At 43.1% G+C, this 21,433-nt stretch carries 22 protein-coding genes; 8 read left to right on the top strand and 14 right to left on the bottom strand.

Annotated elements, in window-relative coordinates:
* Positions 1–16: 16 nt before the first annotated feature.
* The 3 genes from NBH16_RS13715 to NBH16_RS13705 all read right to left on the bottom strand — a co-directional run bounded on the left by NBH16_RS13715 (position 17) and on the right by NBH16_RS13705 (position 3,825).
* A complete protein-coding gene (locus NBH16_RS13715; RefSeq protein ID WP_250788745.1) occupies positions 17–928 on the bottom strand; it encodes a FimB/Mfa2 family fimbrial subunit in 912 nt (303 codons plus the stop codon).
* Positions 929–970: 42 nt separating this feature from the next.
* Complete coding sequence (locus NBH16_RS13710; RefSeq protein WP_005867558.1) at positions 971–2,269, bottom strand: fimbrial protein; 1,299 nt, start codon at positions 2,267–2,269, stop codon at positions 971–973.
* A gap of 227 nt (positions 2,270–2,496) precedes the next feature.
* On the bottom strand, positions 2,497–3,825 hold the full coding sequence (locus NBH16_RS13705) for an ATP-binding protein (protein ID WP_250788744.1): 1,329 nt from the start codon (positions 3,823–3,825) through the stop codon (positions 2,497–2,499).
* Between the two features lie 132 nt (positions 3,826–3,957).
* Here NBH16_RS13705 and NBH16_RS13700 point away from each other — a divergent pair, with 132 nt between their 5' ends.
* Complete coding sequence (locus NBH16_RS13700; protein ID WP_250788743.1) at positions 3,958–5,001, top strand: site-specific integrase; 1,044 nt, start codon at positions 3,958–3,960, stop codon at positions 4,999–5,001.
* Positions 5,002–5,202: 201 nt separating this feature from the next.
* On the opposite strand, the gene NBH16_RS13695 is transcribed toward NBH16_RS13700, so the two are convergent.
* The 7 genes from NBH16_RS13695 to NBH16_RS13665 all read right to left on the bottom strand — a co-directional run bounded on the left by NBH16_RS13695 (position 5,203) and on the right by NBH16_RS13665 (position 13,778).
* On the bottom strand, positions 5,203–5,832 hold the full coding sequence (locus NBH16_RS13695; protein WP_128718160.1) for a HEPN domain-containing protein: 630 nt from the start codon (positions 5,830–5,832) through the stop codon (positions 5,203–5,205).
* 3 nt (positions 5,833–5,835) lie between these two features.
* Entirely contained in the window at positions 5,836–6,999 is a 1,164-nt protein-coding gene (locus NBH16_RS13690; RefSeq protein ID WP_128718161.1) for a GmrSD restriction endonuclease domain-containing protein, read from the bottom strand.
* Positions 7,000–7,054: 55 nt separating this feature from the next.
* The gene (locus NBH16_RS13685) at positions 7,055–8,377 is read right to left on the bottom strand and encodes a sigma-54-dependent transcriptional regulator (RefSeq protein ID WP_250788742.1); all 1,323 of its coding nucleotides are present in this window, start codon (positions 8,375–8,377) and stop codon (positions 7,055–7,057) included.
* Complete coding sequence (locus NBH16_RS13680) at positions 8,370–10,700, bottom strand: hybrid sensor histidine kinase/response regulator (RefSeq protein ID WP_250788741.1); 2,331 nt, start codon at positions 10,698–10,700, stop codon at positions 8,370–8,372. The genes NBH16_RS13685 and NBH16_RS13680 overlap by 8 nt, the downstream gene beginning before the upstream one ends.
* Before the next feature lie 460 nt (positions 10,701–11,160).
* Positions 11,161–12,372 carry a family 8 glycosyl hydrolase gene (locus NBH16_RS13675; RefSeq protein ID WP_052329234.1) on the bottom strand — a complete coding sequence of 404 codons (1,212 nt, stop codon included), beginning with the start codon at positions 12,370–12,372 and terminating at the stop codon, positions 11,161–11,163.
* Positions 12,373–12,443: 71 nt separating this feature from the next.
* Positions 12,444–13,013, bottom strand: a complete 570-nt coding sequence (locus NBH16_RS13670) for a flavodoxin family protein (protein ID WP_250788740.1) — start codon at positions 13,011–13,013, stop codon at positions 12,444–12,446.
* Positions 13,014–13,028: 15 nt separating this feature from the next.
* Positions 13,029–13,778, bottom strand: coding sequence for a DUF1349 domain-containing protein (locus NBH16_RS13665; protein WP_195211757.1), 750 nt, complete (start codon positions 13,776–13,778; stop codon positions 13,029–13,031).
* 86 nt (positions 13,779–13,864) lie between these two features.
* Between NBH16_RS13665 and NBH16_RS13660 the strand changes: the two genes are divergently transcribed.
* The 5 genes from NBH16_RS13660 to NBH16_RS13640 all read left to right on the top strand — a co-directional run bounded on the left by NBH16_RS13660 (position 13,865) and on the right by NBH16_RS13640 (position 18,151).
* Complete coding sequence (locus NBH16_RS13660; protein ID WP_044246362.1) at positions 13,865–14,629, top strand: response regulator transcription factor; 765 nt, start codon at positions 13,865–13,867, stop codon at positions 14,627–14,629.
* A gap of 90 nt (positions 14,630–14,719) precedes the next feature.
* Positions 14,720–15,094, top strand: a complete 375-nt coding sequence (locus tag NBH16_RS13655; protein ID WP_005678303.1) for an acyltransferase — start codon at positions 14,720–14,722, stop codon at positions 15,092–15,094.
* A 137-nt stretch (positions 15,095–15,231) separates the two neighbouring features.
* On the top strand, positions 15,232–15,978 hold the full coding sequence (locus NBH16_RS13650; RefSeq protein WP_195211758.1) for a DUF1349 domain-containing protein: 747 nt from the start codon (positions 15,232–15,234) through the stop codon (positions 15,976–15,978).
* 142 nt (positions 15,979–16,120) lie between these two features.
* Positions 16,121–16,768, top strand: a complete 648-nt coding sequence (locus NBH16_RS13645; protein ID WP_195211767.1) for a DUF1349 domain-containing protein — start codon at positions 16,121–16,123, stop codon at positions 16,766–16,768.
* A 153-nt stretch (positions 16,769–16,921) separates the two neighbouring features.
* Positions 16,922–18,151: an MFS transporter gene (locus NBH16_RS13640; RefSeq protein WP_250788739.1), complete on the top strand. Its 1,230-nt coding sequence runs from the start codon at positions 16,922–16,924 to the stop codon at positions 18,149–18,151.
* Between the two features lie 303 nt (positions 18,152–18,454).
* Here NBH16_RS13640 and mobA read toward each other — a convergent pair whose 3' ends face one another.
* Positions 18,455–18,877, bottom strand: a complete 423-nt coding sequence (mobA, locus tag NBH16_RS13635; protein ID WP_195211760.1) for a conjugal transfer protein MobA — start codon at positions 18,875–18,877, stop codon at positions 18,455–18,457.
* A gap of 280 nt (positions 18,878–19,157) precedes the next feature.
* Positions 19,158–19,625: a DUF3408 domain-containing protein gene (locus NBH16_RS13630; protein ID WP_250788750.1), complete on the bottom strand. Its 468-nt coding sequence runs from the start codon at positions 19,623–19,625 to the stop codon at positions 19,158–19,160.
* Positions 19,626–20,036: 411 nt separating this feature from the next.
* On the opposite strand from NBH16_RS13630, the gene NBH16_RS13625 reads away from it, so the two are divergent.
* A complete protein-coding gene (locus NBH16_RS13625; RefSeq protein WP_032536671.1) occupies positions 20,037–20,348 on the top strand; it encodes a helix-turn-helix domain-containing protein in 312 nt (103 codons plus the stop codon).
* A gap of 53 nt (positions 20,349–20,401) precedes the next feature.
* Positions 20,402–20,707, top strand: coding sequence for a helix-turn-helix domain-containing protein (locus NBH16_RS13620; RefSeq protein ID WP_121765799.1), 306 nt, complete (start codon positions 20,402–20,404; stop codon positions 20,705–20,707).
* Positions 20,708–20,857: 150 nt separating this feature from the next.
* Here NBH16_RS13620 and NBH16_RS13615 read toward each other — a convergent pair whose 3' ends face one another.
* On the bottom strand, positions 20,858–21,082 hold the full coding sequence (locus tag NBH16_RS13615; protein WP_250788738.1) for a hypothetical protein: 225 nt from the start codon (positions 21,080–21,082) through the stop codon (positions 20,858–20,860).
* Positions 21,051–21,425: a virulence RhuM family protein gene (locus tag NBH16_RS13610; protein ID WP_250788737.1), complete on the bottom strand. Its 375-nt coding sequence runs from the start codon at positions 21,423–21,425 to the stop codon at positions 21,051–21,053. Before NBH16_RS13610 ends, NBH16_RS13615 begins: the two co-directional genes overlap by 32 nt.
* Positions 21,426–21,433: the final 8 nt, after the last annotated feature.

Below are 21,433 nucleotides of genomic sequence, written 5' to 3'. Positions count from 1 at the left end.
TATGATGAGGTACCCTTTAATGCATCGGAATATCTTCTTCCACTACTCCCCAAGGACGAACGGTTGCCCGGACGGATAAGGTTCCGCCCTCACCCCATTCAAGGATCAGATGGGTATTCTCTCCCGCACTCGTATAAATAGGATCACCATTCTCGTCTACCTTGGCCGAGCCTAACGAGACTCCATTGGCGCTTATCGACACAGCCATATCCTGTCCCGGACAAGCGGTTTGCATAGTAGGGGTTATCCATTCAACCCCGGACTCGTTCCACGCACCTTCCGGATTATAATATACGCTATCGCCAATCTGCGTGCCACGGTAATCAAAACCACTTAATGTATTATTCAAGTAGAAATCGCAATCCACGGAACTTCTCAACCCCATCCTGCCGAGTTGCTCTTGCAACCCTCGGGTCTCGATCGTGACCGTACCCACTTTCGGACGAATCACGATCTCAGTCTCCTTCGCTACGCCTCCGGCTTTTGTCAACACTTGTTCGCTACCATAATAAAGGCTGTCCGGGGTAACCGCCAAACCATCTTGGCTTTTCAACATCACTTTCAAGTCCTCTATGGTCTGGGCCTCCGATACGGATTGCTTTTCACCCAAGGCATTCACGTTGCCCCATGCCACGATACGTAGACTACGATCGGCGGTATAGCCATCCAAAACGATCTCATTGCGGGAACGGATAAAGTTCTTATCCAAGCTATGTTTCTCCAAGTAATTCAGATTCTCGTCGAATATATACAGATCGGTAGATTCCATCCATCCGTATTCCGTTATATCGTCTCCCTTGATATTCTCGACCTTCAGTTTGAGCGTATAGCACTGATCCAAATCCTCCTTGATGCAGCTAGTCGCTATAATAGCGAACAAAGCCACAACCGAGAGAAGCAATTTCTTTGTAAACAGTATGTGTTTCATAATCCTAATTTTTTCTTATCAATTATTTTACCCTATATTGTTTTATTCTACTTCCTCATGGATAGTCTTCACGTTCCATGGCTCCACTTTCACGGATGCGCTCACATTGGCGGAGATCATCGGATCGTATGGGATCTCGGAACCGGGGCCGATGATGGTTAAGGAGATCGCGTATTTGTAGTTACGCCTAACATAGAAGCTTTCTTCTTTTTTCCCGTCAATCGTAACTTCCGCTCCTACAGGTATCGCATAATAACAATTTTCTTTTTTCACATAATTAGTTTCAGTATCAGCCAAACCATTCGGCAGATAGGTATAATCTCCTTTTACGATCAATAAGGTGTGGTTGGCGTAATCCCGGTTCGCGGAAGCTTTGTCCGCTTCAGCGATCTCTCCCAATTTATTTTCATAGACATAGAATTCATGATTCAAGGCTGTATTGTCTTTTGTATGAGCCTTTGCTAATTCATCTCTTTTTGTCTGAGTTCCTTTTTTATAAGAACCCTCGTCGATATTCGGAGATCCTGAGAATTCTTTACCTACCATATAATTTGAATATCCAAAACCTGTGTTTGTAAAGTCAAATGTTTTCTCTATTCCCCCCCAATTGGATGCGGAAGCTACGCAGGAAACACCCTTCGCACTGGCGATAAAGACTTCTTTTAAAACAAAGTCTTTACTTATATAATTCGCATTATTAAGATTGTCGATCTCTGCAGAAGCCAAAGCGATCGAAGCGACATCGCGGACTAATCGAACCGGGCCTGCTCCATAAATTTCTTTACCGGCTTGACCCCCTACGGTTATATCATCGCCTTGCTTCGTACTATAACCAATACAATTAGTCGTATTCGCAACCAAAGTTACTGTAAGCACCTCGCTGCTCATAGTCAAACCTTTTTTCAGAGTTTCCTCCTCCAGCTTAATCACCGTAGCAAGAAACGCGTCTTTCGTACCGGCATTGGCCAACGCTGCCTGAACATTTGCCGAAGCATTGGCCACGACAACAACTTCTGCCGCACCCGCATATACCTCTTTCGGACCGATTTCTTGCGTGGTCACATCTGTACTTGTAGAGGTCGTTATGTCCTCACCGCTCACCGTATATACCATACTCCAACCCGTACCGAACACCCCGACCGTAAGCGTATTCACGTCCGCGTCCGTAGGAGTAGCCTCCTCTCCCGCCTTCGTCATCGCACCCTTCTCGCTCTTGATCGCCAAGGCCAGTTGCGCTTTCTCCAGTACCGGCGCTTCCGGAATCTCTATCGTGTTATCGTCCGAACAAGCGACCAGACCACATAACACCAACGATAAAAGAATATATCTCTTGAATCTCATTGTATAATATTTTTTTATTTCCACATTTAATATGTGGCAAAAATAGGAAGGATATATCGTGGCGCTGATAGGCAGAACTCTCTATAATAAGAGACAAATGTATCAATTTCATAAAAGTGATAGGTTTCCCTACCTTTTGCAACTTTCACCTATAGAAAAAGGCTCAATCCGTGTATTTTATGCTACCGGGATGGTACTCGGATCATCCTAGTAACAAATATACATAATCACTTAAATTCAGCAAAATCATGGCAAGAAAAAAGCAAGACCCATTTCCATGCAGGGATCACCTTGATCTCCTTGCCTTCTCTATTGAATGTATTTTCCTCGTCTTTCGTGACAATGATAAGATTCTCGCATCCGGTCACCGAGGCGGCTTCCAGCAAGCCTTTGATTTCCCTTTCTCTCGTACTCGCATCCACCATATCCCAAGTGACCTGTATGAGTTGTATCACGTTATCCTCCCGTTGAAGCACAAAATCGCACTCACAATTTCCTTGATAGTAGGCAATCTTGTCCGAAGGGTGCCGCATCCGGTTCAGTTGCATGAACACGGTGTTTTCCAGATTTTTCCCATTGTCGTTGCTCTGCGGCATAAGCACGGCACCACGCATACCGTTATCTATACAGTAGTATTTATCAAGCGATTTCTGTTCCTTTACCAGCGAACGGTCGTATTTGGAGATTCGTGCGAACATGAAGATGTTACAGATATAATCAGCCCAAAGATACAGGTCATCCTTACTGACTTTAAGCCCTTGGGACTTGATGTCCTTGTAGATGGCATTGATGGAGGTAGGCTTGGTGAGATTGGCCATGACACGCTTGACGAAATACCGTACCACACCCGTATTGGATATCTTGTAATGTTCGGCCAAGTCCTTCAATATCATCGTGTCGAAATAGCCGTGAAGCAGTTTCAACTGCTCCGACCGGGATGACGTCAATACGATTTCGGGAAAAGCGCTTGCCTGATTGTATGCCTCGAAAGCCATCTTCAATCTTGCCCTGTCCTGTTCCAAATAGCTATTAGTGGCGATTCCCTTGAAACGGCAATATTCATTGAACGAAAGCGGATAGGTCTCGTATTCCAAGGGATATCCGCGCAGAGCCGAACTTAACTCTGTGGACAGCATGGTAGCATTGCTTCCGCACACATAAATGTTCTTACAATAAGATTTATAGACACGCAAGACGAAGTATTCCCAATCCTTAATCAATTGAATCTCGTCGAAAAACATATACACATCTTTTATGGGTATATCCGGAAACATCTCCATGTATGAAACTATCACATCATCCAAATCATCGGATGACATATTTTTCAAACGCTCATCATCAAACCCTAGCCATAATATATTTCTAGGGGAAACCCCTTCACGGACAAGCCCATTGATAGCGATCTCCATTAATGTGGACTTACCGCAACGACGCACACCCGGAACCGTAATGATCTTGTTTCGGTTGATCGGTAACTTTATGTCTCGCTCAATCACATCAAACGGAATTTCGCTTTGCTTGATGGCAATAAGAGATTTAATGACATCTTTCCTCATGATTTTCTTTTTTTATAGGACAAAGATAGGATTTATTTCCTAAATTACAGGAAACAAACATATTGATATTTCCTTGAAATCAGGAAATACTATACTGAAAAACTTACATAATCACTTAAATTCAGCAAAATCATGGCAAGAAAAAAGAATGAGATGAAAGCGAAAGAGCCCGTAAAGCTCCGGTTCAAGAAACTGTCGAACGCGAACCTGTCCATATATCTGGACATCTATTACAAAGGAAAGAGGTATTATGAGTTCCTCAAGCTCTACCTCACCCCGGAACGTTTCCCTGAAGACCGTGATAAGAACCGGATCACTTTGCGCTTGGCCAATAGTATCAAGGCACAACGGATCATTGATCTTCAGAACGAGATTTATGGTGTCCGTATGATAAACGGGCTCGGGAAAAAAACACTTTTAGAATTCCTCTCGGAATTGTACACCGATAAATCCGCGCATGGCGACAAAGCCTATTCCCTACGATTAAGAAGTCTGGCCAATCATCTTAGAGACTATATGCCGCAATGCTTGCTTAAAGACATAGATACCGGTTTCGTGAAAGGTTTCATCGCTCACTTGCGTAAACAACCCTACCTCAAAAGCGACTTCACGATTCACGGTTATTACCGGCTCCTGAATGTCACACTCAATAAGGCGGTCAAAAAAGGGCTGATCCTCTCGAATCCTTGTGGTTCGCTGGATACAGACGAAAAACCCCACAAACCTACCAGCCTGCGTACTTATTTGACCCTAGAGGAACTAAAGAGGTTAATCCGGACAGATTGCGCATGCCCAGAGGTAAAAAAGGCTTTTCTGTTCTGCTGTTTCTGCGGACTCCGGATCAGCGACTTGACCGCTCTTAGATGGGAAGATATGCAAAAAGAAGGAAATGATAAATTCCGTTTACAGATCATACAAAGAAAGACGAAAGAGGCTATTTATCTCCCATTGTCCGAGGAAGCGATAAAATACCTTCCCGCAAGGGAGAATGAGAATGACAATGACAGGCTCGGCTTGATATTCCATCTACCTAGCCTCACGATTATATGTCAGGTATTAAAAGGCTGGACTTTAGCCGCCGGCATCAAGAACAAGAAAGTGACCTTTCACGTAAGGAGACATTACAAATTGTCTTTACCATTGAAATTTAATGACTTGCATAAATCTGTCTTGTGATAGGTAACGACTTAGAAACGAGCGAAGTTCTGTATTCTATCTTGTTTTGCATTATATCAAAAGAACGCCTTTCTGCGAACAAAGATAATTTATTCCTAATAAAAAAACAAATCAAATGCATACAGAAACCAATGTAAAATGACAGTATAATTATTTTGTGAAAAATTCGCTGTTACAGAATGACCTTTACATGACCTATTTCTAGTGAATGCTATAATATGAAATTTTTCTAGATTTATTTGCTAACTCTACCATCAAATCATAAACATCTCTAACATACATTTTCACATCTTCTGGAGATAAACTTCTAATATTACGATGAGATGTATGTGCATAACCGCCCCTCGATTGAGTCAAATTATCTAATGCGGAAGAAAATCTAATATCCAATGGCGCATATAATCCTAATGGAACTAATAACCTTTTGAGATATTTTAAGCCCACACCATGATTTTGGTTCATAATATACTTAGAAAAATCGCTTTTTATACTTCTTATTTGAGCTAATAAATAATCATAAATTCTTTCGTCATCATTCCAACTTTCATTATCTATTGTTTTGCTATTTCCATAAAAGTGCAACAAGCATAATGTGGAATAACTGATACGTTGTGTGTTTACAAATTTATCTTCAATTTCATTGAGTGTATATAAACATATATTTTCTACAAACTCTTCAAAAGCTGCATGAGAAAGCACACAAAAACTTCTAATATCCAATTTGTACATTTCTGGATTTTCCAAAGGATCTGTATGGATATCTATATATTTATCTTCGAGTTCCAATAAATACATTTCCAATTTGTCCAATGACTCTTTAACGTCTACCATAAATTACAAAAAAGGATTAATTGCTAAGTTTAGCCTGAAAGATTTATTTATCAATTCTTGAAATTTAGCATATCTTATTTTGTAATATTCGATATTTTTTGTTGAACTCTCAATAGAGGCTCTAAAATCAGCATCTTCTGTACAGAGTTTTTTTAAGGCAGTTATAAACGTCTCTTTACTTGAAAGGATGTTCTTATCTAAATGAAGAAAATAAAAAATCTCCACCTCAAATAGCACTTTGTTAAATCTATTAGAGAAAGCATCTTCGTCATATTTCCTACCAATAATTTTATAATCCCCAAATGTTTCTTTTAGCAAATCTATTGCAGAATTTATTTTCTCGTATTGTTCCTTTATTTTAAGATGTGTCTCTCCCCAATTTTTTGTAATATCTCCCATCTTGTCATCTAAGAATTTCTTTAAATTACCCTTGTATTCTTTAGGATACATGGTAAAAGCAAATAATCTTAGTAAATTTTCGATATCCCGAAGTCTTTTGTCAGGTTCTGATAAATTCATAACAGAATGAATTGGTTGTAGTGTGTTCGTAGTTTCAACTAAATAATCAGCAAACTCTCCCTTGTTAAGTGCCTGTCGCAATTCTTGTGTAGATAAGGATTCTGATCCAGAATTAAGTCTATAGAAGATATCATACAGAATCTGGATATCCTTAAAATTTGTTATGACAGTACAGCGTAATGAAGAATTATCAAATTCGCGTTTAGACTTTTCATCCAAATCTACATATTTCAATTTGTTAAGATCCTTCAACACTTTCAATCCTTTTAATACTGGTTTATCCCAATACTTATATTTATTATTGTCAATAAACCCCGCAAGGGTAAGCAGTCTCTGCTTACCATCTATAACTATAAATGAGCGTTTCTTATTTGGATTTTCTGCTAAAACAATTTCCGGGACAGGATACCCCATTATGATTGATTCTATAAGTTTACTTCGTTTGTCATCATTCCAAGCATTTCTTCTTTGAAATTTGGGATTTAGGTCTATATTTTCGATATTGATTTGATTGAATATTGTTTCAATAGTCCAATCTCTAGCATAGACAACTACATCAGAGACATCCACTGTTTGAATATCCTCGCTATCAGACTGATTATCAGTTATAATCTCAGCCTCTATATCTCTATTCTCAATATTAACCATATATGTAATTTTAGATTTGCCCGAACAAAGATAAGGAAATTCAGCGAATTACCGGCTATGATTGCTGAAATTTATACTTCAATCCATATTCTTCCAGTTTGTTGTACAGCGTCGTACGTCCTATCCCGAGCAGTTCGGCGGCAACCTTGCGGTTCCCGTTCGCCTGCTTCAACGCGCGTAAGACACGCTCCTTGTCTTCCGCATCGCTGCGCAGGGCGAAACTAACAGGTGAGTTAGGTTTTGTCACGGCAAGTTCCAGATGCTCTTTCGTGACAAGACCCGTCTGTGCCTGCAACACCGCGCCCATGATTTTCTGACGAAGCTCGCGGACATTGCCCGGCCACGCATGGGTCAGCAATGTCTTGCGGGCTTCCCCGTCAAAACCGATGACATCGCATTCCAGTTCCCGGTTCGCAATTTCGCGGAAGAACTCAGCCAGCGGCATGACGTCCTCCTGACAGTCGCGCAACGGCGGGACGGTTATCTCGAAGTCATGCAGGCGGTATAATAGATCCTGCCGGAAACGCTTTTCATTGACCGCCTTCTCCAGATCCTCGTTGGTGGCGGCGATGATGCGGACATTGAAACTCCGGTCAGACTTGTCGCCAACGGGACGAAACCGCCGTTCCTGTATGGCACGCAGAAGCATCTGCTGGGTTTCCGGTGCGAGGTTGCCCACCTCGTCCAAGAACAGCGTGCCGCCTTCCGCTTCATGGAAATAACCTTTCTTAGCACTGTCCGCACCCGTGAACGCCCCTCTGACGTGTCCGAAGAAAGCCGACGGCGCAAGCTCTTTGGTGAGCGAACCGCAGTCCACAGCCACAAACGGCTTTCCTGCCCGCTTGCCCTTGTCGTGCAGCAGGTGGGCGATATGCTCCTTGCCCGTGCCGTTCTCCCCGAAGATCAGCACGCTCATGTCGGTGGGGGCTACCAGCCTTATCCGCTTCATGATGGCTTGGAACGCCGAGCCGTCACGAGAGAACAGGGGCATACGGCTTCGTCCGATATTCCGTTCCTTCAATATGTTCCGTAGCAGGGGGACGAGTTTGTCTTCCACAAGCTGCTTGGGTATGTAGTCCAGTGAGCCGAGTTTCATGCTTTCAACCGCCGTATGCACTTCGGCATAGTCGGTCATGATGACAAAGGGCTGCATCCTGCCCTCCTTGCGCATCCAGCGCAACAGGTCGATACCGTTGCCGTCGGGCAGGCGCAGGTCGGAAACCACGATGTCCCCGTCTGCGGCCTGTTGCAGATATTTCTTCGCGGTCGAGAGGTGGAAAGCCTGCACGGTGCGGAATCCCTCGCGTGCCAGCAGGTTACAGACGAACTCGCAATACACGATGTTGTCCTCCACCACGATGATTTTTGTCTTATCCATTTTCGTATTTTCTCCTTTCTTCTTTTGCCAGCCGGATTATCTCCGAACCCTTATCCAGTACAGCTTTTACAGCATTGCCAATTGTTTTATCGTCAGGCGTGCAATCGCAATGAAGCAGTTTATAAAGCTCCCTTAACGGTTGGTCGGCACGGAGTATCTCCCATGAACTTCGCAGGTGGTGTGTCAGGGCGTCCAGTTCCTGAAGGTCTTTCCGCTGTTCCGCATCCCTGACCGACTGCATTTCCTTTCCGGTTTCCGTTATCAGTTTCTCCAGCATGACGGCTTCATTGCCGTAGGACAGCAGGGAGGTGAAATCCGGCTTTTCATTCCGGTTGCCTTTCATGGTGCATTTGTCTGAAACCTCCATAAGTTCCGATATGGAGAACGGTTTGAGCAGGCGTCCGGCGAATCCACGTTCCATAAGTTCCTCCTTGCTACAACTGCCCGAAGCGGTTGTCACGACTACCGGGATAGTCTTTGAATTGCCAACGTTGGAGGTGCGTAGCAGTTCCAACAGCTCAAAGCCGTTGATTTCCGGCATGTTCAGATCCGTCAGAAGCAGACTGTATTCCTTTTTTCGTATCAGTTCCATCAGCTCCGCAGCATCGGTGCAGGTGTCGCAGTGTATCCCTTCCTGTGCATACATTTCTTTCAGCATAAGGAGCAATACCTCGTCATTGTCGATGGCAATGACATCATGGAATGTACGGTCATGATGAATCCGCATCTGATTTATCCTTTCCGGCAGTTCCCCGGCTGTCTGCATGGGTATTTTCACCGTGAAACGGCTGCCTTTGCCTTTCTCGCTCTCCAGCCGTATCGTGCCGCCGAGCATTGACACGATACGCTGAACGATGGACAGTCCCAGTCCGAAGCCGTCCTTTGCGGCGGCGTTTGACAGACGCTCAAACGCATCGAATACCCGTTGCTGTTCCTCTTCGGTCATTCCTGTGCCCGTATCTTTGACGATAAGTTTCAGGACACCGTTATCGTAGTCTGTTGTCAGAGAAACGCCACCGTTCTCCGTGAACTTGATGGCATTTGACAGCAGGTTGTTGCCGATTTGCAGGATACGTTCCTTATCGGTCAGGACAACCGTATCCGTTTGATTGGTTATGGTAAGAGCCAGCCCCTTGTTCATGGCGATGGGTGTAAACTCCGTTTCAAGAATGTGCGTGATTGCCGAAATCCGGCAAGGAGAGAAATTCGGCTGCTCCTTGCCGTTGTCCAGCCGGAAAAAATTCAGCAGGGTGTTCAGCATTTCACGCATGCGGTCAGAAGATTCCTGAATGTTTCGGATATACGTCCCGGTTTTATCCGTATTGCAGTCTTTCCGCATCAGTCCGGCATAACCCGTTATTGCCGTCAGTGGAGAGCGTAATTCATGGGTGATGGTATGAACGGCTTTTTTACGAGAGGCAATCAGTGCCTCGTTTTGTTTGATAGACTGTATCTGCTGTTCTATTAAATCCGCAGTTTCTCGTTTGTACCGTTTGATACGGGTGATATTTCGGTGGATGATTATGTAAGAGATTACCAATAACAACACAACGAATCCTGTCAAGCCACCTATCTGAATAAACGATTGTTCCCGCATGGCTGTTATCTCAGCTTCCCGTTTCTGTATGTCTGCTTGCACCTTCTCATCCATTTGAACTACCAGTCCTTGCAGTTGTCTGTTGAGTTCCGCATTTCGTGTAGCAAGACTATCGGCGTGTTCCGACAAACGGCGGCTTTGTGCCTGTTGTTCAGCTATCATATTCCGATTAAGGGAACGGAGCATCGTAGTAGTCGCAGTTGGTTTCGCTTCTTCCTTTTTGCCAAAGATGCCTAAGAAACCCTTGCGCTTGGATTTCTTGGGCTGTTCCTGCACATTCTTCTGCACGATTACAGGTACTTGACTGGTTATCTTATCGTTGATGGCTTGTTGCTGTTCAAGTATCTGAACGATTTGGCACATCTGCCGTTCCTTGTCTTCGAGAAAATGGCGTACACTGTCTATGCGTTCTACCGGATAGATAGCTTTGAACCGACAAAGCATACTGTCCATTGTCATACGCCGAGCATGGTAAAGTCCTAAATCTTCATCATCCCATTCCAATATCGTTTCACCTAATAAAGAAAACTCTATCAAATGAATATGAATATTGTTTACCTCTTTTCGAAATTCATCGATCTCTCGGTTTTTGGCTTCCAGTCCCTCCATGTCTCGCCATTCGCCAAGCCATGTGTACATGATGCCGCCTACCAGCAAAGCTATCAGTAGATAGCCTATGGAAGTCAGCATACGGAAGTGTCTTGTTTCAGCGTTATGTCGATTCATGCGTTATTGCCATTGATTATTGATAATACAGCCCGTAGGTCTTTATAGGCTTACGGGCTGTATGGTCTTCGAAGCTTTTTTGCTATACTATTTCAAATTATTTTTTTGATGTTATTCCCTTTGACAGTTCAAATTCTTTTTCTCAGATTATAACTCTTTTCTATTTGCAGGAAAGTATATTCTATGAGACATTCTTCACTCGTCAGATTGTCATCAATTTATGTAAGGAATATACAGTAACCTACTTCCGTATATTGCTTCATACAGAAGCAAGCGTTCTGGGACAGCGGTATATGTGAACTCCCGTTCGTTCAGATTTTGAAATATACCTAATTCCCTATTATATAGAATAAGATTTATCCCTGTATAAATTGATAAGTTTGCTACAAATGAATATTTGTCATTGCGTAGGCAGATAACAATATCACTTGATAGTGAGTTTTTATAATCTATTTTGATGTCAGAAGTCCAATGAGAAACGTCCTGATACGTGTAGCATAGAAAGAAAATAGACCAAACCTTCATAATATCGGAACTTGCCTGTCGGCGGTTTTACATCCCATAGGCGTTGAACATACTCACGAGCAAGTTCGCGATATTCGGGAATATTTGACTGGGCAAGGGTTATGGCTCCTACGGCATTGGCACCAGCCATGCCACAAGTGTATTGTCCGAAAGCCTTGGATCCATCAAGCGTGAAATGACCATGCTTGAAGCCATCGTTCTTAAAGAATGTAAGAAGACGGTACATCACTGCTTTCTGTCTGTGGCAATCCTTTCCGCACAGATAATAATCCATACCTACGTTTATGGGACAACGGATGGCATCGAACATATAAATGGAGGTATCATAAGCGGCATGACGCCAAGCATAAGCTCTGCCGTCAAACCGACTGTAGTCGGGATAGAGACCGGTAACCGGGTGGGCTGATGCGATTAGATGCTGGCGGCTTGCCGTAGCAGCCTTTTCCCAAAATGAGCGATTGGCAGATGCTGTACGTGCCCATTTGTCTAAAAAAGCTGGAAGCATATAAGAAGGGTCAGTAAAACTATGCCCCGCATGATCGGGAACGAAAGTTATAAGCCCATTGTCAAGGTCAAAAAGATTATAAACTCCACTCTCTCTACCGTCTTTGATCATGACTTTGGTCAATATTTTATTTGCTTCATCACGGTATCGAGGCTCGTTCCAGCGTTCTGAAGCAAGAAACAAAGCAGTAACATAATACAATTCTCCATCCGAAGCGTTGCTTCCACCAATCTTAGTACCGTCGGGCTTGCACTGCCAGCAGAAGTAGCCGTCCCATTTGGAATCGGGAGCAAATGCCATATTTCGTTTCGACCATTCCCAAAGTTTATCGAACTGTTCACGGTGATCCAGTTGTACACTAATCATCATGCCGTACGACATCCCTTCGGAGCGCACATCGTTGTTGCCAGTATCCAAAATAAAGGCTGTACTATTCGAGACCTCGTAATAAACAGATTTTTCATCATCGGCTTCATAACGGTTCAAATCTGACGGTGTAAAGAAATGCTTCCATACTTGCTGGAGCCGTTCATTAACCTCCTCCTCGTTCTTCCCCAGTAAAGAGACAAAGAGGTTTTCAGCATGCGTACCCCACGACACCATACTGAAAACCAAAGTTATAAGAATACCTTTCCAATTCATTATGAAATAAATTTGCGTATTGAATTATATACCGATTATCCCGGTCGCAATCGAATTTGCTCCGATTGTTCTCAAGAAAACTCAATTGGGGAATCATAATCTTTCCCCAGATTATATATCTTTTGTAGATGTTCGGTATTCAAAATTGCACCTTTCTCATTGACACTATTTACAAGATAATGGCCTCTGTTTTTCCATCCCCTATCTTGTGCAATGAGTTCAAAGGAACGCACTATGCCATCGAAAACATGAGGGTCTTCCAATTCTCCACACGAAAGAAGCATACATTCCTTAATAGGCACATCTTTTTTACCTATGATGAAAGAATAAAACTTGTCTATGGCTGCTTTTATCTGGGCAGGAAACGAGTACCAATAAAGAGGTGTGCAGAATACGATGACATCACTTTCTGCCATCAAAGATGCCAATTCATTGAAATCATCATTAAAAATACAGGCTTTATTCTCCTTGCTGAAACAATTATCGGAAGCTCTGCATCCTTGAATATGTTTATGCGCAGTATCGAACCGCATAACAATGTTGCCCGCTTCGGATGCTCCTTTCGCAAAAGCGTCCGCCATAAGGTCGCTGTTACCTCCCCGTCGTGGGCTGCCGGTTAAAATCAATATTCGCTTGTTCATATTATTTACTTTTATTTATTCACCCATACGGAAATCACCCACGTTGTCATGGCTGATAGTTATATCTTCGATGAGGCTTGTGCATCCTCCATGTTGCGGACACTGGCTACTGATGCCGAGATATATTTGATCGGGATATTCATTACGGTACAGACGCACCATATGCCACTCTTTTTTATCTAATGAATAGTAGCTGGCGATAGTCCGAGTATCGGAAGATATTTTCATATAGACCGATTTTGTGTCTATCTTATCATGGTTGTTGTCATCGGATGTACCTTGTGTTCGTACCGTCACGATGCGGTGGTTGCCATATTCATCCTGCTCAAAGGCAAGTTTCTGCCAAAGTGTATCGTTGACATACACAAAGAGGTCGGCGGCATTGTAAAGTCCCTCAATGGTGAATTCAGGAGTTACTTTGGCTGTCAACGTGAACGGTTTGGTATTGTCCGTTGGAATCAGCAATACGGGCAGTGTATTGTTGGACAGCTTACCTTCATTAGGATCACAGAAGAAATCAAGTCCTTCGGGGCAGCTGAATTTCAATCCTCCGTCTGTAAGTATAGTTACACATGTATCTGCGCCATTGATGGATTTGGTAAAAGTGACATCTCCCACTTTTATCTCACAGTCTGTGATTTGGCTTGTTTCAGCCACTTTACCGGTCAAATCCGGTTCACTTGTTTTGGACTCTTTGTGCTGCTGACATGCAGCTAAAGAGAGGCTTCCAACAAGAAATGCTCCATATAAAACGGTTCTTTTCATCTTTGAATCATTTATTATTCGTAATTTTGTGGCAAAATTAGGACTATTGGCGCAATCCCGCAATGGTGAAAATTAACCAATTCACTATGGAACAGGAACATCAACTAAAATCACTTCTGACTGAGCAGCAGTTTGAAGATACTGAAAATAAAGAATTTATGCTTGCTCAAGCAAGAGCGTGCGCAAATGGTTATGCTCTTGCAACAGAAGGTATAGCAGTTGTGTCAGATTTTCAAAACAACGAATGTCATATATATTCTGGCAGATTCGGTCAAACTATAATGGACTTCCCGGAATATATGGTTGACCATACATCCGCCTTTGAAAATACTGTTTTCAGCCACGCGAATGAAGAAGAGCTTATTCAACGTCATATACTCGAACTTCGTTTCTTCAACTTTATAAAAGAACTTCCCATAAATGAAAAGACAAATTTCTCGGCTTCGTGTATAATCAGTTTCTATCGGACAGGGAGTAATGAGACAATAAAAATATTACATACAACGAGATATTTTAGTTGTAGCAACGGTGGAAGTGTCATTCTCGGTCTATGCACTTATTCTCCATACTTTGGTTCTCATAACAAACAAGACGGTATTATTGTAAATCTCGTGACAGGAGAAACCGTTAGACGAAACGTGTACGAAGCATGCGACCGAAAAATCCTTAGTCGGCGACAACTTGAAATACTATCACTAATAGCGAAAGGGGTGCCCAGTAAACAGATTGCAGACAACCTAAATATTTCCGTTTATACCGTTAATCGCCATCGTCAGGATATTTTAGCTTCATTAAAAGTCGCTAATACTGCGGCTGCTGTAGAAATCGCATTAAGAATGAATCTTATTTAATGAGCCCTCTTGCTTTATGATTGGTTAAAAATCAGTGTTGTACCAGTTATTATTGGTTCGTAATTTTGCGGGCATATAAAAGCGAAAAAGATGAATCAATTTGCTGGTAAATTAGAATTGGAAGCAGGCATAACAGTTCTGCAAAATGAATGTGAACGTATTTTTAGTTCTGTGCCAATTCATTTTGGTAAAGGCGTTTCTCTTACACACGGAGCTTCTATTTATTGCACAGGAGTAGGTGATGACATCTATATCGGAGATAATAATATCATAGGAGGAGAACTTATTTTGTTTCCGGGAGCAAGAATAGGCAATCGTTGTGTTTTTGGTACAGGAACTATAATTGTCGCGGGTAGCTTTAGTGTTGGTAATGGTTGTGTCATGTCACATGGATGTACCATAACCCAAGATGTTCCTGATAATTCGTTGGTAGTAGGCCGTAGAGGATTGATATTCAACAAATAATAGCTAATTCCTATTGCTATTGATGCGAAAATTGGTTAGAAATCAGTATTGTGCACATCTTTTGTTCTATCTAACTTTGCAACCGCAAATAAATCACAAGGAAATTGCAATTTAATAATAATCAAATCAATATCATAATGAAAAAATTAGTATTTATCGCAATCATTGCAAGTCTTGTAATGGCTGGATGCACCCAGAAAGAACCAGAGAAAAAAGCGGGAAATTCTGACAAGAAAGCTACAACAGAAAACGTTGAACTCGCCACATGCGACATCAATGTAGGAGGAATTCGTTTTACAAAGTCGAAAAACGGCGGAGAGAATGGCATCACACTTCTTGGCGACACGCTCAAATTTGTGGCCGGTCCTCAAACTGATTATTTCCGTTCCCCGGATGGAAGCGTAGTCAATAACTCTGCGGTCATCTTCACAGAGGTTGACAACACCAAACCTTTCACTTTCACGGCTAAAGTACAGCCGAACTTTACTAAAACCGGAACATATTCTGCTGGTGTGTTATACGCATACGAGAATGACACGCATTGTCAAAAACTATGTTTCGAGCAGGATGAATATGGTGACCATCGAGTGGTGTCGGTTCGCACAATAGGTACCTCCGATGACAATAATCATCAGGTAATTATAGGTCCGCATGTTTATATGAGATTATCCTCCGATGGCACCACTCTTGGCAGTTATTTTTCAGAAGATGGGAAAATATGGCACATGGCTCGTCTCTACAGGAATGATTTTCCTGAAAAGTTACTTCTTGGCTTGAGTTCCCAAAGTCCTAAAGACAATGAACACACCTGCTATTTCACGGAAGTATCGCTTAAGCAAGAGGTTGTTCCCGATTTCCGCATAGGCAAACTAAACGAGGAATAAAGCCCTTATTTTACACTATAATCAGATTTTATAAACAATGAACAGAAATCAATTTATCATAGCATTGTCACTGCTTGCATGCGCCTTGTCATCTTGTCAAAATGAGCAGAAACAACAATATGCTACAACAAACAAATCGAATATGGAAGTAAAAGACACAACCTTAAAGCCATTTGTGGCGGAAAACCTGTTTTGGATCCGTGAACCAAAACAATATACTATCACAGACTCCTTGATCACAATCGTTTCAGAACCTCATACCGATCTGTGGCAGCGCACCTATTATGGGTTTAGCAATGACAATGCTCCGGTGCTGCAAATGAAAACCTCTGACAAATTCTTTTCTTTCACCGTAAAGACATCGTTCAACAGTTCTGCCTTGTTTGACCAATGCGGTATCGCAATCTATCTTGATAGTGATAACTGGATGAAGGCGTCAATTGAATACGAGAACGAGGAATATCAAAGACTGGGCAGTGTGGTGACAAATAACGGATATTCCGACTGGGCCACACATGACATACCCTCTTCAATAAAGGAAATGTGGTATCGTCTTAGCCGCCGAGAAAGCGACTATTATATAGAAACGAGTACTGACGGTATCACTTTCCACCAGATGCGTACATTCCATTTAGACAAAGGTGATGGAGAGATCTCGTTTGGAATATATGCGGCAAGCCCGGTTGAACATTCATTCACTGCACAGTTCTCTGAAATGGAAGTCGGGGAGTGCAAATGGAAGTCTTGGTCAGCAGAAGACACAGGATTCAAACAGACTGCAAACAAGTAAGCTGTAATCCAAAGGAAATGAAGTTCATGATGCCCAAATAGAAAGATTACCCCTGCCACAGACAACTGTTGCGGGGGGTAAATTCTTCAAAGAAGTGAATTTTTATTTCATTTTCAATATGATGTTGCAATATGTCTTTTTTATTAGTTTAAGATGAATATTCCTCATAACCAACATAAACATTTGCTTGTTTCCAATCGTGTTGCCTTTATGATAATAGGGGTTCTCGAGGCTGCGTGGGCACCGCTTGTACCATACGTCAAGAGTTCTTTTGCAATAGACGAGGGTACTCTTGGGCTACTTATGCTGTGCAGTGGATTTGGCTCTATCTGCGCACTTCCGCTTTCTGGCTTTCTTGTAAATCGTTTTGGCGCAAAGAAGGTGGTTTATGTTTCGGGATTGCTGATGGCTTTCGCATTGTTAGCAATAAGCCTGCTTATAAATATATGGCTGACAGGCGTGATGCTTATGGTTTTTGGAAGTTGTACCATCACCATTGATGTTGCGGCAAACATGAATGGCGTTACCATCGAGCGCATGACGGGACAGCATCTTATGTCTGGTTTTCATGGCGGCTATTCGTTGGGCACACTGATTGGTGCCGGAGCGATGAGCGTGCTGTTTACTTTGGGACTCATGCCTAAATGGGCTGTCGTTATTTGTATGGTGTTCATATTGCTTGCGCTGGTGTTCAAATGTAGTTATTTATTATCAAAAGAAGAATTTGTGTCTGACTCACCGGTTGAGAAATCAAGGAAAAGCAGATTATATATTCCTCCTACGGTTATCGTGGTTGGATTATTGTGCTTTATCATGTATGCCTCAGAGGGTGCTGTAATGGGTTGGTCGGCAATATTTGTCAGTCAAGAGCGTGGAATTAGTATGTCTATGGCAGGATTTTTCTACACAGCTTTTGCTGTATCAATGACAATTATGAGACTATGCGGTGACAAAATAGTTGATCAATTAGGACAAAGGGTTGTTGTGGCCGGAGGAGCATTGCTTATTGCTGTCGGTTTCATGACAATAGTATTAGTTGATAGTGCCGTGGCTGCTGCCGTTGGCTTTGCAATGGTCGGTTGCGGTGCCGCCAATGTAGTCCCTCAATTGGTTTCCTTCGCGGTCCACATAAAAGGGATGGCAATACACAACATTATTAGCTTTATTAATGCCCTTGGATATTCTGGCATACTCCTTGGTCCGGTTATAATCGGATTCATAGGAAAACGCTATGGTTTACATGTGTCATTTATAGGTATTGCCGTATTTGCTTTGGTTGTTGCAATAATTTCGTATATGATATTAAGAATCAGACATATTCCCATACAAACAGATGTGCAAGAAGATGATAGAAAAACATGTCTCTGCAATTCTGCAAAATAGGAAATCAAGTGTGCAACGCATAAAGAATTGCATTGCATTTTGTACTATTTTATTAAATTTGTCTGTACCAACTTCTATCAGCACAATATCCAAAAGCGATAAGGATTATTATTGTGGGCAGTAACGAAAACAATAACGTTACTGCCCACAATAAAAGTTATATTTTTATCCCTTTCGGACGGTTTTCATTCTTAAACAGACCCACAGGTCGTTCGACAATGATATGGTCGGCAATGAAGTTGCCATACGGATATCGTTCATTCACCGGGCTGCGTATCTGCGGGCGCTTAGTGTGGTATGGAATTATTCCTTCTGTTGTTCCCATTTGGCATACATCTCCCTTGAAAGTTCCACAATCTCCCGGCTCAACTTCACAAGGTTGATGGTATGTTTCTCCAGCTTGTAGAGCAACGCCATCGCCTTCTTCTCCGAAAAATGGATGCGCAATTCCTTCACGACGTGGTTGTAATTGGTGCCTATGCCGCGGAACTGGGCATGAAAGTCGGACAGCTTGGTACAGTATTCCAACATTGCTTTGTCCACTTTATGTACCCTGAACTTCTGTCCGAAGAAATGCGCCTTCAGAAAGACGGCTTTCGCATACACCTGTGATTCCTCGTACATCGTCAGGAACCTGTTCCATTCCATATCATCGAAGCGCACCATCACACAGTGTGTCTTCGGATTCAATTTGGGATTTCTCCCGTACTTGCTCTTCTTTTTCATTCTTCTTATTCTTTCAATTTTATGGCTTGTCCATTGTTTAATCTTTGATTAAGGAACCCCGAAATTATTCGACTGCGGAGGATAATTCTGCCCACGGCAGTGAAGGTGTTTTCAGTTACTTAGAATTATTCGGGTAACTGAAAATATATCTTGCTGTGTCTTTGAGGACACAAGAATCCTCCACTTGTCGGATTGGTTTGTGAGTATAATAACTCATTTGGAATATCGGTCAAACCGATGGAGTGTATTCACCGGCTTGACCGGTTCTACCGTAATCCGCTCAGAGTTTGCGCCACTGCTCGATATCCTCCCGGTAGGTTTCAAGGTGCAGGCGGGCGAGGTTCTCAATAAGTCCCGATGCGCTCATGCCACGCCCGCCGAGACGGCGGACAATCCCGTCCAGCTGGTCACGCACCTCACCGCTGACGAACACAGGCTTTCGGTCGGTTATTTTGGGTACTCGCAGGTAAGTGGTACGGTACTCGTCCAGCGACAGCCTGCGTTGCTTGCTGCTGGCACGCTTCTGCGGCACTGCCATATCTTCGGGTGTTCCGCCTGACGGTTCATCCGCCGTAGCTGTTTCCGCTTTTTTCGTGACGGTCTTGCCGGGTTGTGCCAGCTGTTCCGGGTCCAGCCCGACGTTCCTGTAGAAGTCGTCCATAGACTTCTCACTGCGGGATTCCCTGCGTCCCATTCTTTCCACGATTTCACGAGCCTGCTGCTCACTGATACTTGGTTCTCTTTTCATTGTCATAAAACAGGTTGATTAAGTTATTACTGTGGTCTTGGTCAGTACCTCGACCGATTGTTGCAAGCAAAGTAAGATGTTTTAGTACAGTCAGTCAATAACTTGGATTCGATTAGGCAATATTGTGAGACTTTGCTTTATGATGATAGAGATATTGGTGAGAACTTCACAGATTTGCCGGATATGAATAACCGGAAGAACAAAGGTGCAATCACAGTCAGGTTTGAATTAAGCCCTTGTTTTTTCTCTTGCCACATTCCTGATTTCCGGAATTAAGAATATAGTCCCAATCTGTGCCAACCTCTACCAACCTGTGCCACATGCTTCCACTTCCGGGAAATCCATTGCCGGATAACAGATTATATATTCCTTTGTGGCAAAAGAAACAGTAACAATAAAAAAGTATTGTATATGGAAATCGTATCAATTGAAAGAAAGACCTTTGAGGCGATGGTCGCCAAGTTCGACCGTTTCGTCAGTCGCATGGATGCCATCTGTCGGCGGCACGGAGAAAAGAAGATGGGCGAGTGGATGGACAATCAGGACGTTTGCCGGATGCTCAACATCAGTCCACGCACATTGCAGACGCTTCGGGACAATGGAACGCTGGCTTACTCTCAGATAAACCACAAGACCTACTACCGTCCCGATGATGTACAGCGCATTGTTTCCGTTGTGGAGGACAGGCGCAAGGAAGCAAAGTTCAAAGGAAGAACTATATAAACTTGATGAAATGAACGAAGTAAACTAACAATACCCACTAAATCCAAAGTAACATGAATGAACTGATAAACAAGGACAACGAGTGGATAATCCACTTCATGGGCAGTCTCGACCGTCTTTTGGACAACTTTGAGCATCTGACCGCCAATTACCGCCCGACACTGAACGGAGAGCGTTTCTTCACTGACAAGGAAGTGTCGGCACGGCTGAAAGTGAGCCGCCGGACACTTCAGGACTATCGAAACGAAGGACGCATAGCCTATATCCAGTTAGGCGGCAAAATTCTCTACCGTGAATCGGACATCGAAAGGATGCTTGCTGGCGGCTACCGCTCCGCTTACCGACAGACGGCAACCTGATTTTCTTGAAGGAGCGCAGTTTGCCGTCTGCCCTGTGATTGCGTCAGCAACGGACTTTCGGCAAAAAGAGAAAGGAACGGTTTACGGACGGAGCGTCAAAATCCAGCTTCGTCTGTAAGCCGTTCCTCTCTTTTTTCTTCTGATTCCCCATCAGTCACTTGTTTCCGTTGCCGGATGCTCTTCAAGCGTATGGCAGGCAATGGCAAGGTTTTCGGGTTGAATACGCTCCGCAGGAGGAAGATTCTGCCCGAAACGGCTCTGCCGCCTGACCTTGCTGCTGCCATCAAGCCATACGCTACCTTTGCATCCGTGTATCGGGAACGAGTGGCTGATGGAATAAGCCTCAACTATACCATCGGTTATTACCTCTGACACTGGCAACAAATAGTGTAATCGGTGTAGCTTTCTTAATGGTGCTAATTTCATTTATTATAAACCGTCTGAACAAGACACTCTCTTTACTGCATATCCTGAATGCAACGGCTATAACCATTTCAATATCATAAACGTCATAACTGATGCCATCCGGTTGCCTGAGATACTTCATTGTATCAAGTTCATTCAGTTCCTTGTTCTTGTAGATGGCATGAATCGCCTTGCGGACATCGCATGAGAACACCCCGAACAGGTCGGCTATCTCTTGTTGCGTCATCCATACGGATACGGTCGGCATCGTGACCGTACCCGTTTCACTGATTGTTATTATTCCTCTGTCCATAATGTACT

Source organism: Parabacteroides sp. Y3-G-102 (genome assembly GCF_023656845.1).
In the GTDB taxonomy this organism is placed as follows: Bacteria; Bacteroidota; Bacteroidia; order Bacteroidales; family Tannerellaceae; genus Parabacteroides; species Parabacteroides distasonis.
Note: the sequence above shows the minus strand (reverse complement) of the source record. Positions and strands in the feature narration are given on the sequence as shown.

Excerpts from the sequence above, each read along its gene's own strand:
- NBH16_RS13715 (WP_250788745.1), bottom strand. The coding sequence starts at position 928 with ATGAAACACATACTGTTTACAAAGAAATTGCTTCTCTCGGTTGTGGCT.
- NBH16_RS13710 (WP_005867558.1), bottom strand. The coding sequence starts at position 2,269 with ATGAGATTCAAGAGATATATTCTTTTATCGTTGGTGTTATGTGGTCTG.
- NBH16_RS13705 (WP_250788744.1), bottom strand. The coding sequence starts at position 3,825 with ATGAGGAAAGATGTCATTAAATCTCTTATTGCCATCAAGCAAAGCGAA.
- NBH16_RS13700 (WP_250788743.1), top strand. The coding sequence starts at position 3,958 with ATGGCAAGAAAAAAGAATGAGATGAAAGCGAAAGAGCCCGTAAAGCTC.
- NBH16_RS13695 (WP_128718160.1), bottom strand. The coding sequence starts at position 5,832 with ATGGTAGACGTTAAAGAGTCATTGGACAAATTGGAAATGTATTTATTG.
- NBH16_RS13690 (WP_128718161.1), bottom strand. The coding sequence starts at position 6,999 with ATGGTTAATATTGAGAATAGAGATATAGAGGCTGAGATTATAACTGAT.
- NBH16_RS13685 (WP_250788742.1), bottom strand. The coding sequence starts at position 8,377 with ATGGATAAGACAAAAATCATCGTGGTGGAGGACAACATCGTGTATTGC.
- NBH16_RS13680 (WP_250788741.1), bottom strand. The coding sequence starts at position 10,700 with ATGAATCGACATAACGCTGAAACAAGACACTTCCGTATGCTGACTTCC.
- NBH16_RS13675 (WP_052329234.1), bottom strand. The coding sequence starts at position 12,372 with ATGAATTGGAAAGGTATTCTTATAACTTTGGTTTTCAGTATGGTGTCG.
- NBH16_RS13670 (WP_250788740.1), bottom strand. The coding sequence starts at position 13,013 with ATGAACAAGCGAATATTGATTTTAACCGGCAGCCCACGACGGGGAGGT.
- NBH16_RS13665 (WP_195211757.1), bottom strand. The coding sequence starts at position 13,778 with ATGAAAAGAACCGTTTTATATGGAGCATTTCTTGTTGGAAGCCTCTCT.
- NBH16_RS13660 (WP_044246362.1), top strand. The coding sequence starts at position 13,865 with ATGGAACAGGAACATCAACTAAAATCACTTCTGACTGAGCAGCAGTTT.
- NBH16_RS13655 (WP_005678303.1), top strand. The coding sequence starts at position 14,720 with ATGAATCAATTTGCTGGTAAATTAGAATTGGAAGCAGGCATAACAGTT.
- NBH16_RS13650 (WP_195211758.1), top strand. The coding sequence starts at position 15,232 with ATGAAAAAATTAGTATTTATCGCAATCATTGCAAGTCTTGTAATGGCT.
- NBH16_RS13645 (WP_195211767.1), top strand. The coding sequence starts at position 16,121 with ATGGAAGTAAAAGACACAACCTTAAAGCCATTTGTGGCGGAAAACCTG.
- NBH16_RS13640 (WP_250788739.1), top strand. The coding sequence starts at position 16,922 with ATGAATATTCCTCATAACCAACATAAACATTTGCTTGTTTCCAATCGT.
- mobA (WP_195211760.1), bottom strand. The coding sequence starts at position 18,877 with ATGAAAAAGAAGAGCAAGTACGGGAGAAATCCCAAATTGAATCCGAAG.
- NBH16_RS13630 (WP_250788750.1), bottom strand. The coding sequence starts at position 19,625 with ATGAAAAGAGAACCAAGTATCAGTGAGCAGCAGGCTCGTGAAATCGTG.
- NBH16_RS13625 (WP_032536671.1), top strand. The coding sequence starts at position 20,037 with ATGGAAATCGTATCAATTGAAAGAAAGACCTTTGAGGCGATGGTCGCC.
- NBH16_RS13620 (WP_121765799.1), top strand. The coding sequence starts at position 20,402 with ATGAATGAACTGATAAACAAGGACAACGAGTGGATAATCCACTTCATG.
- NBH16_RS13610 (WP_250788737.1), bottom strand. The coding sequence starts at position 21,425 with ATGGACAGAGGAATAATAACAATCAGTGAAACGGGTACGGTCACGATG.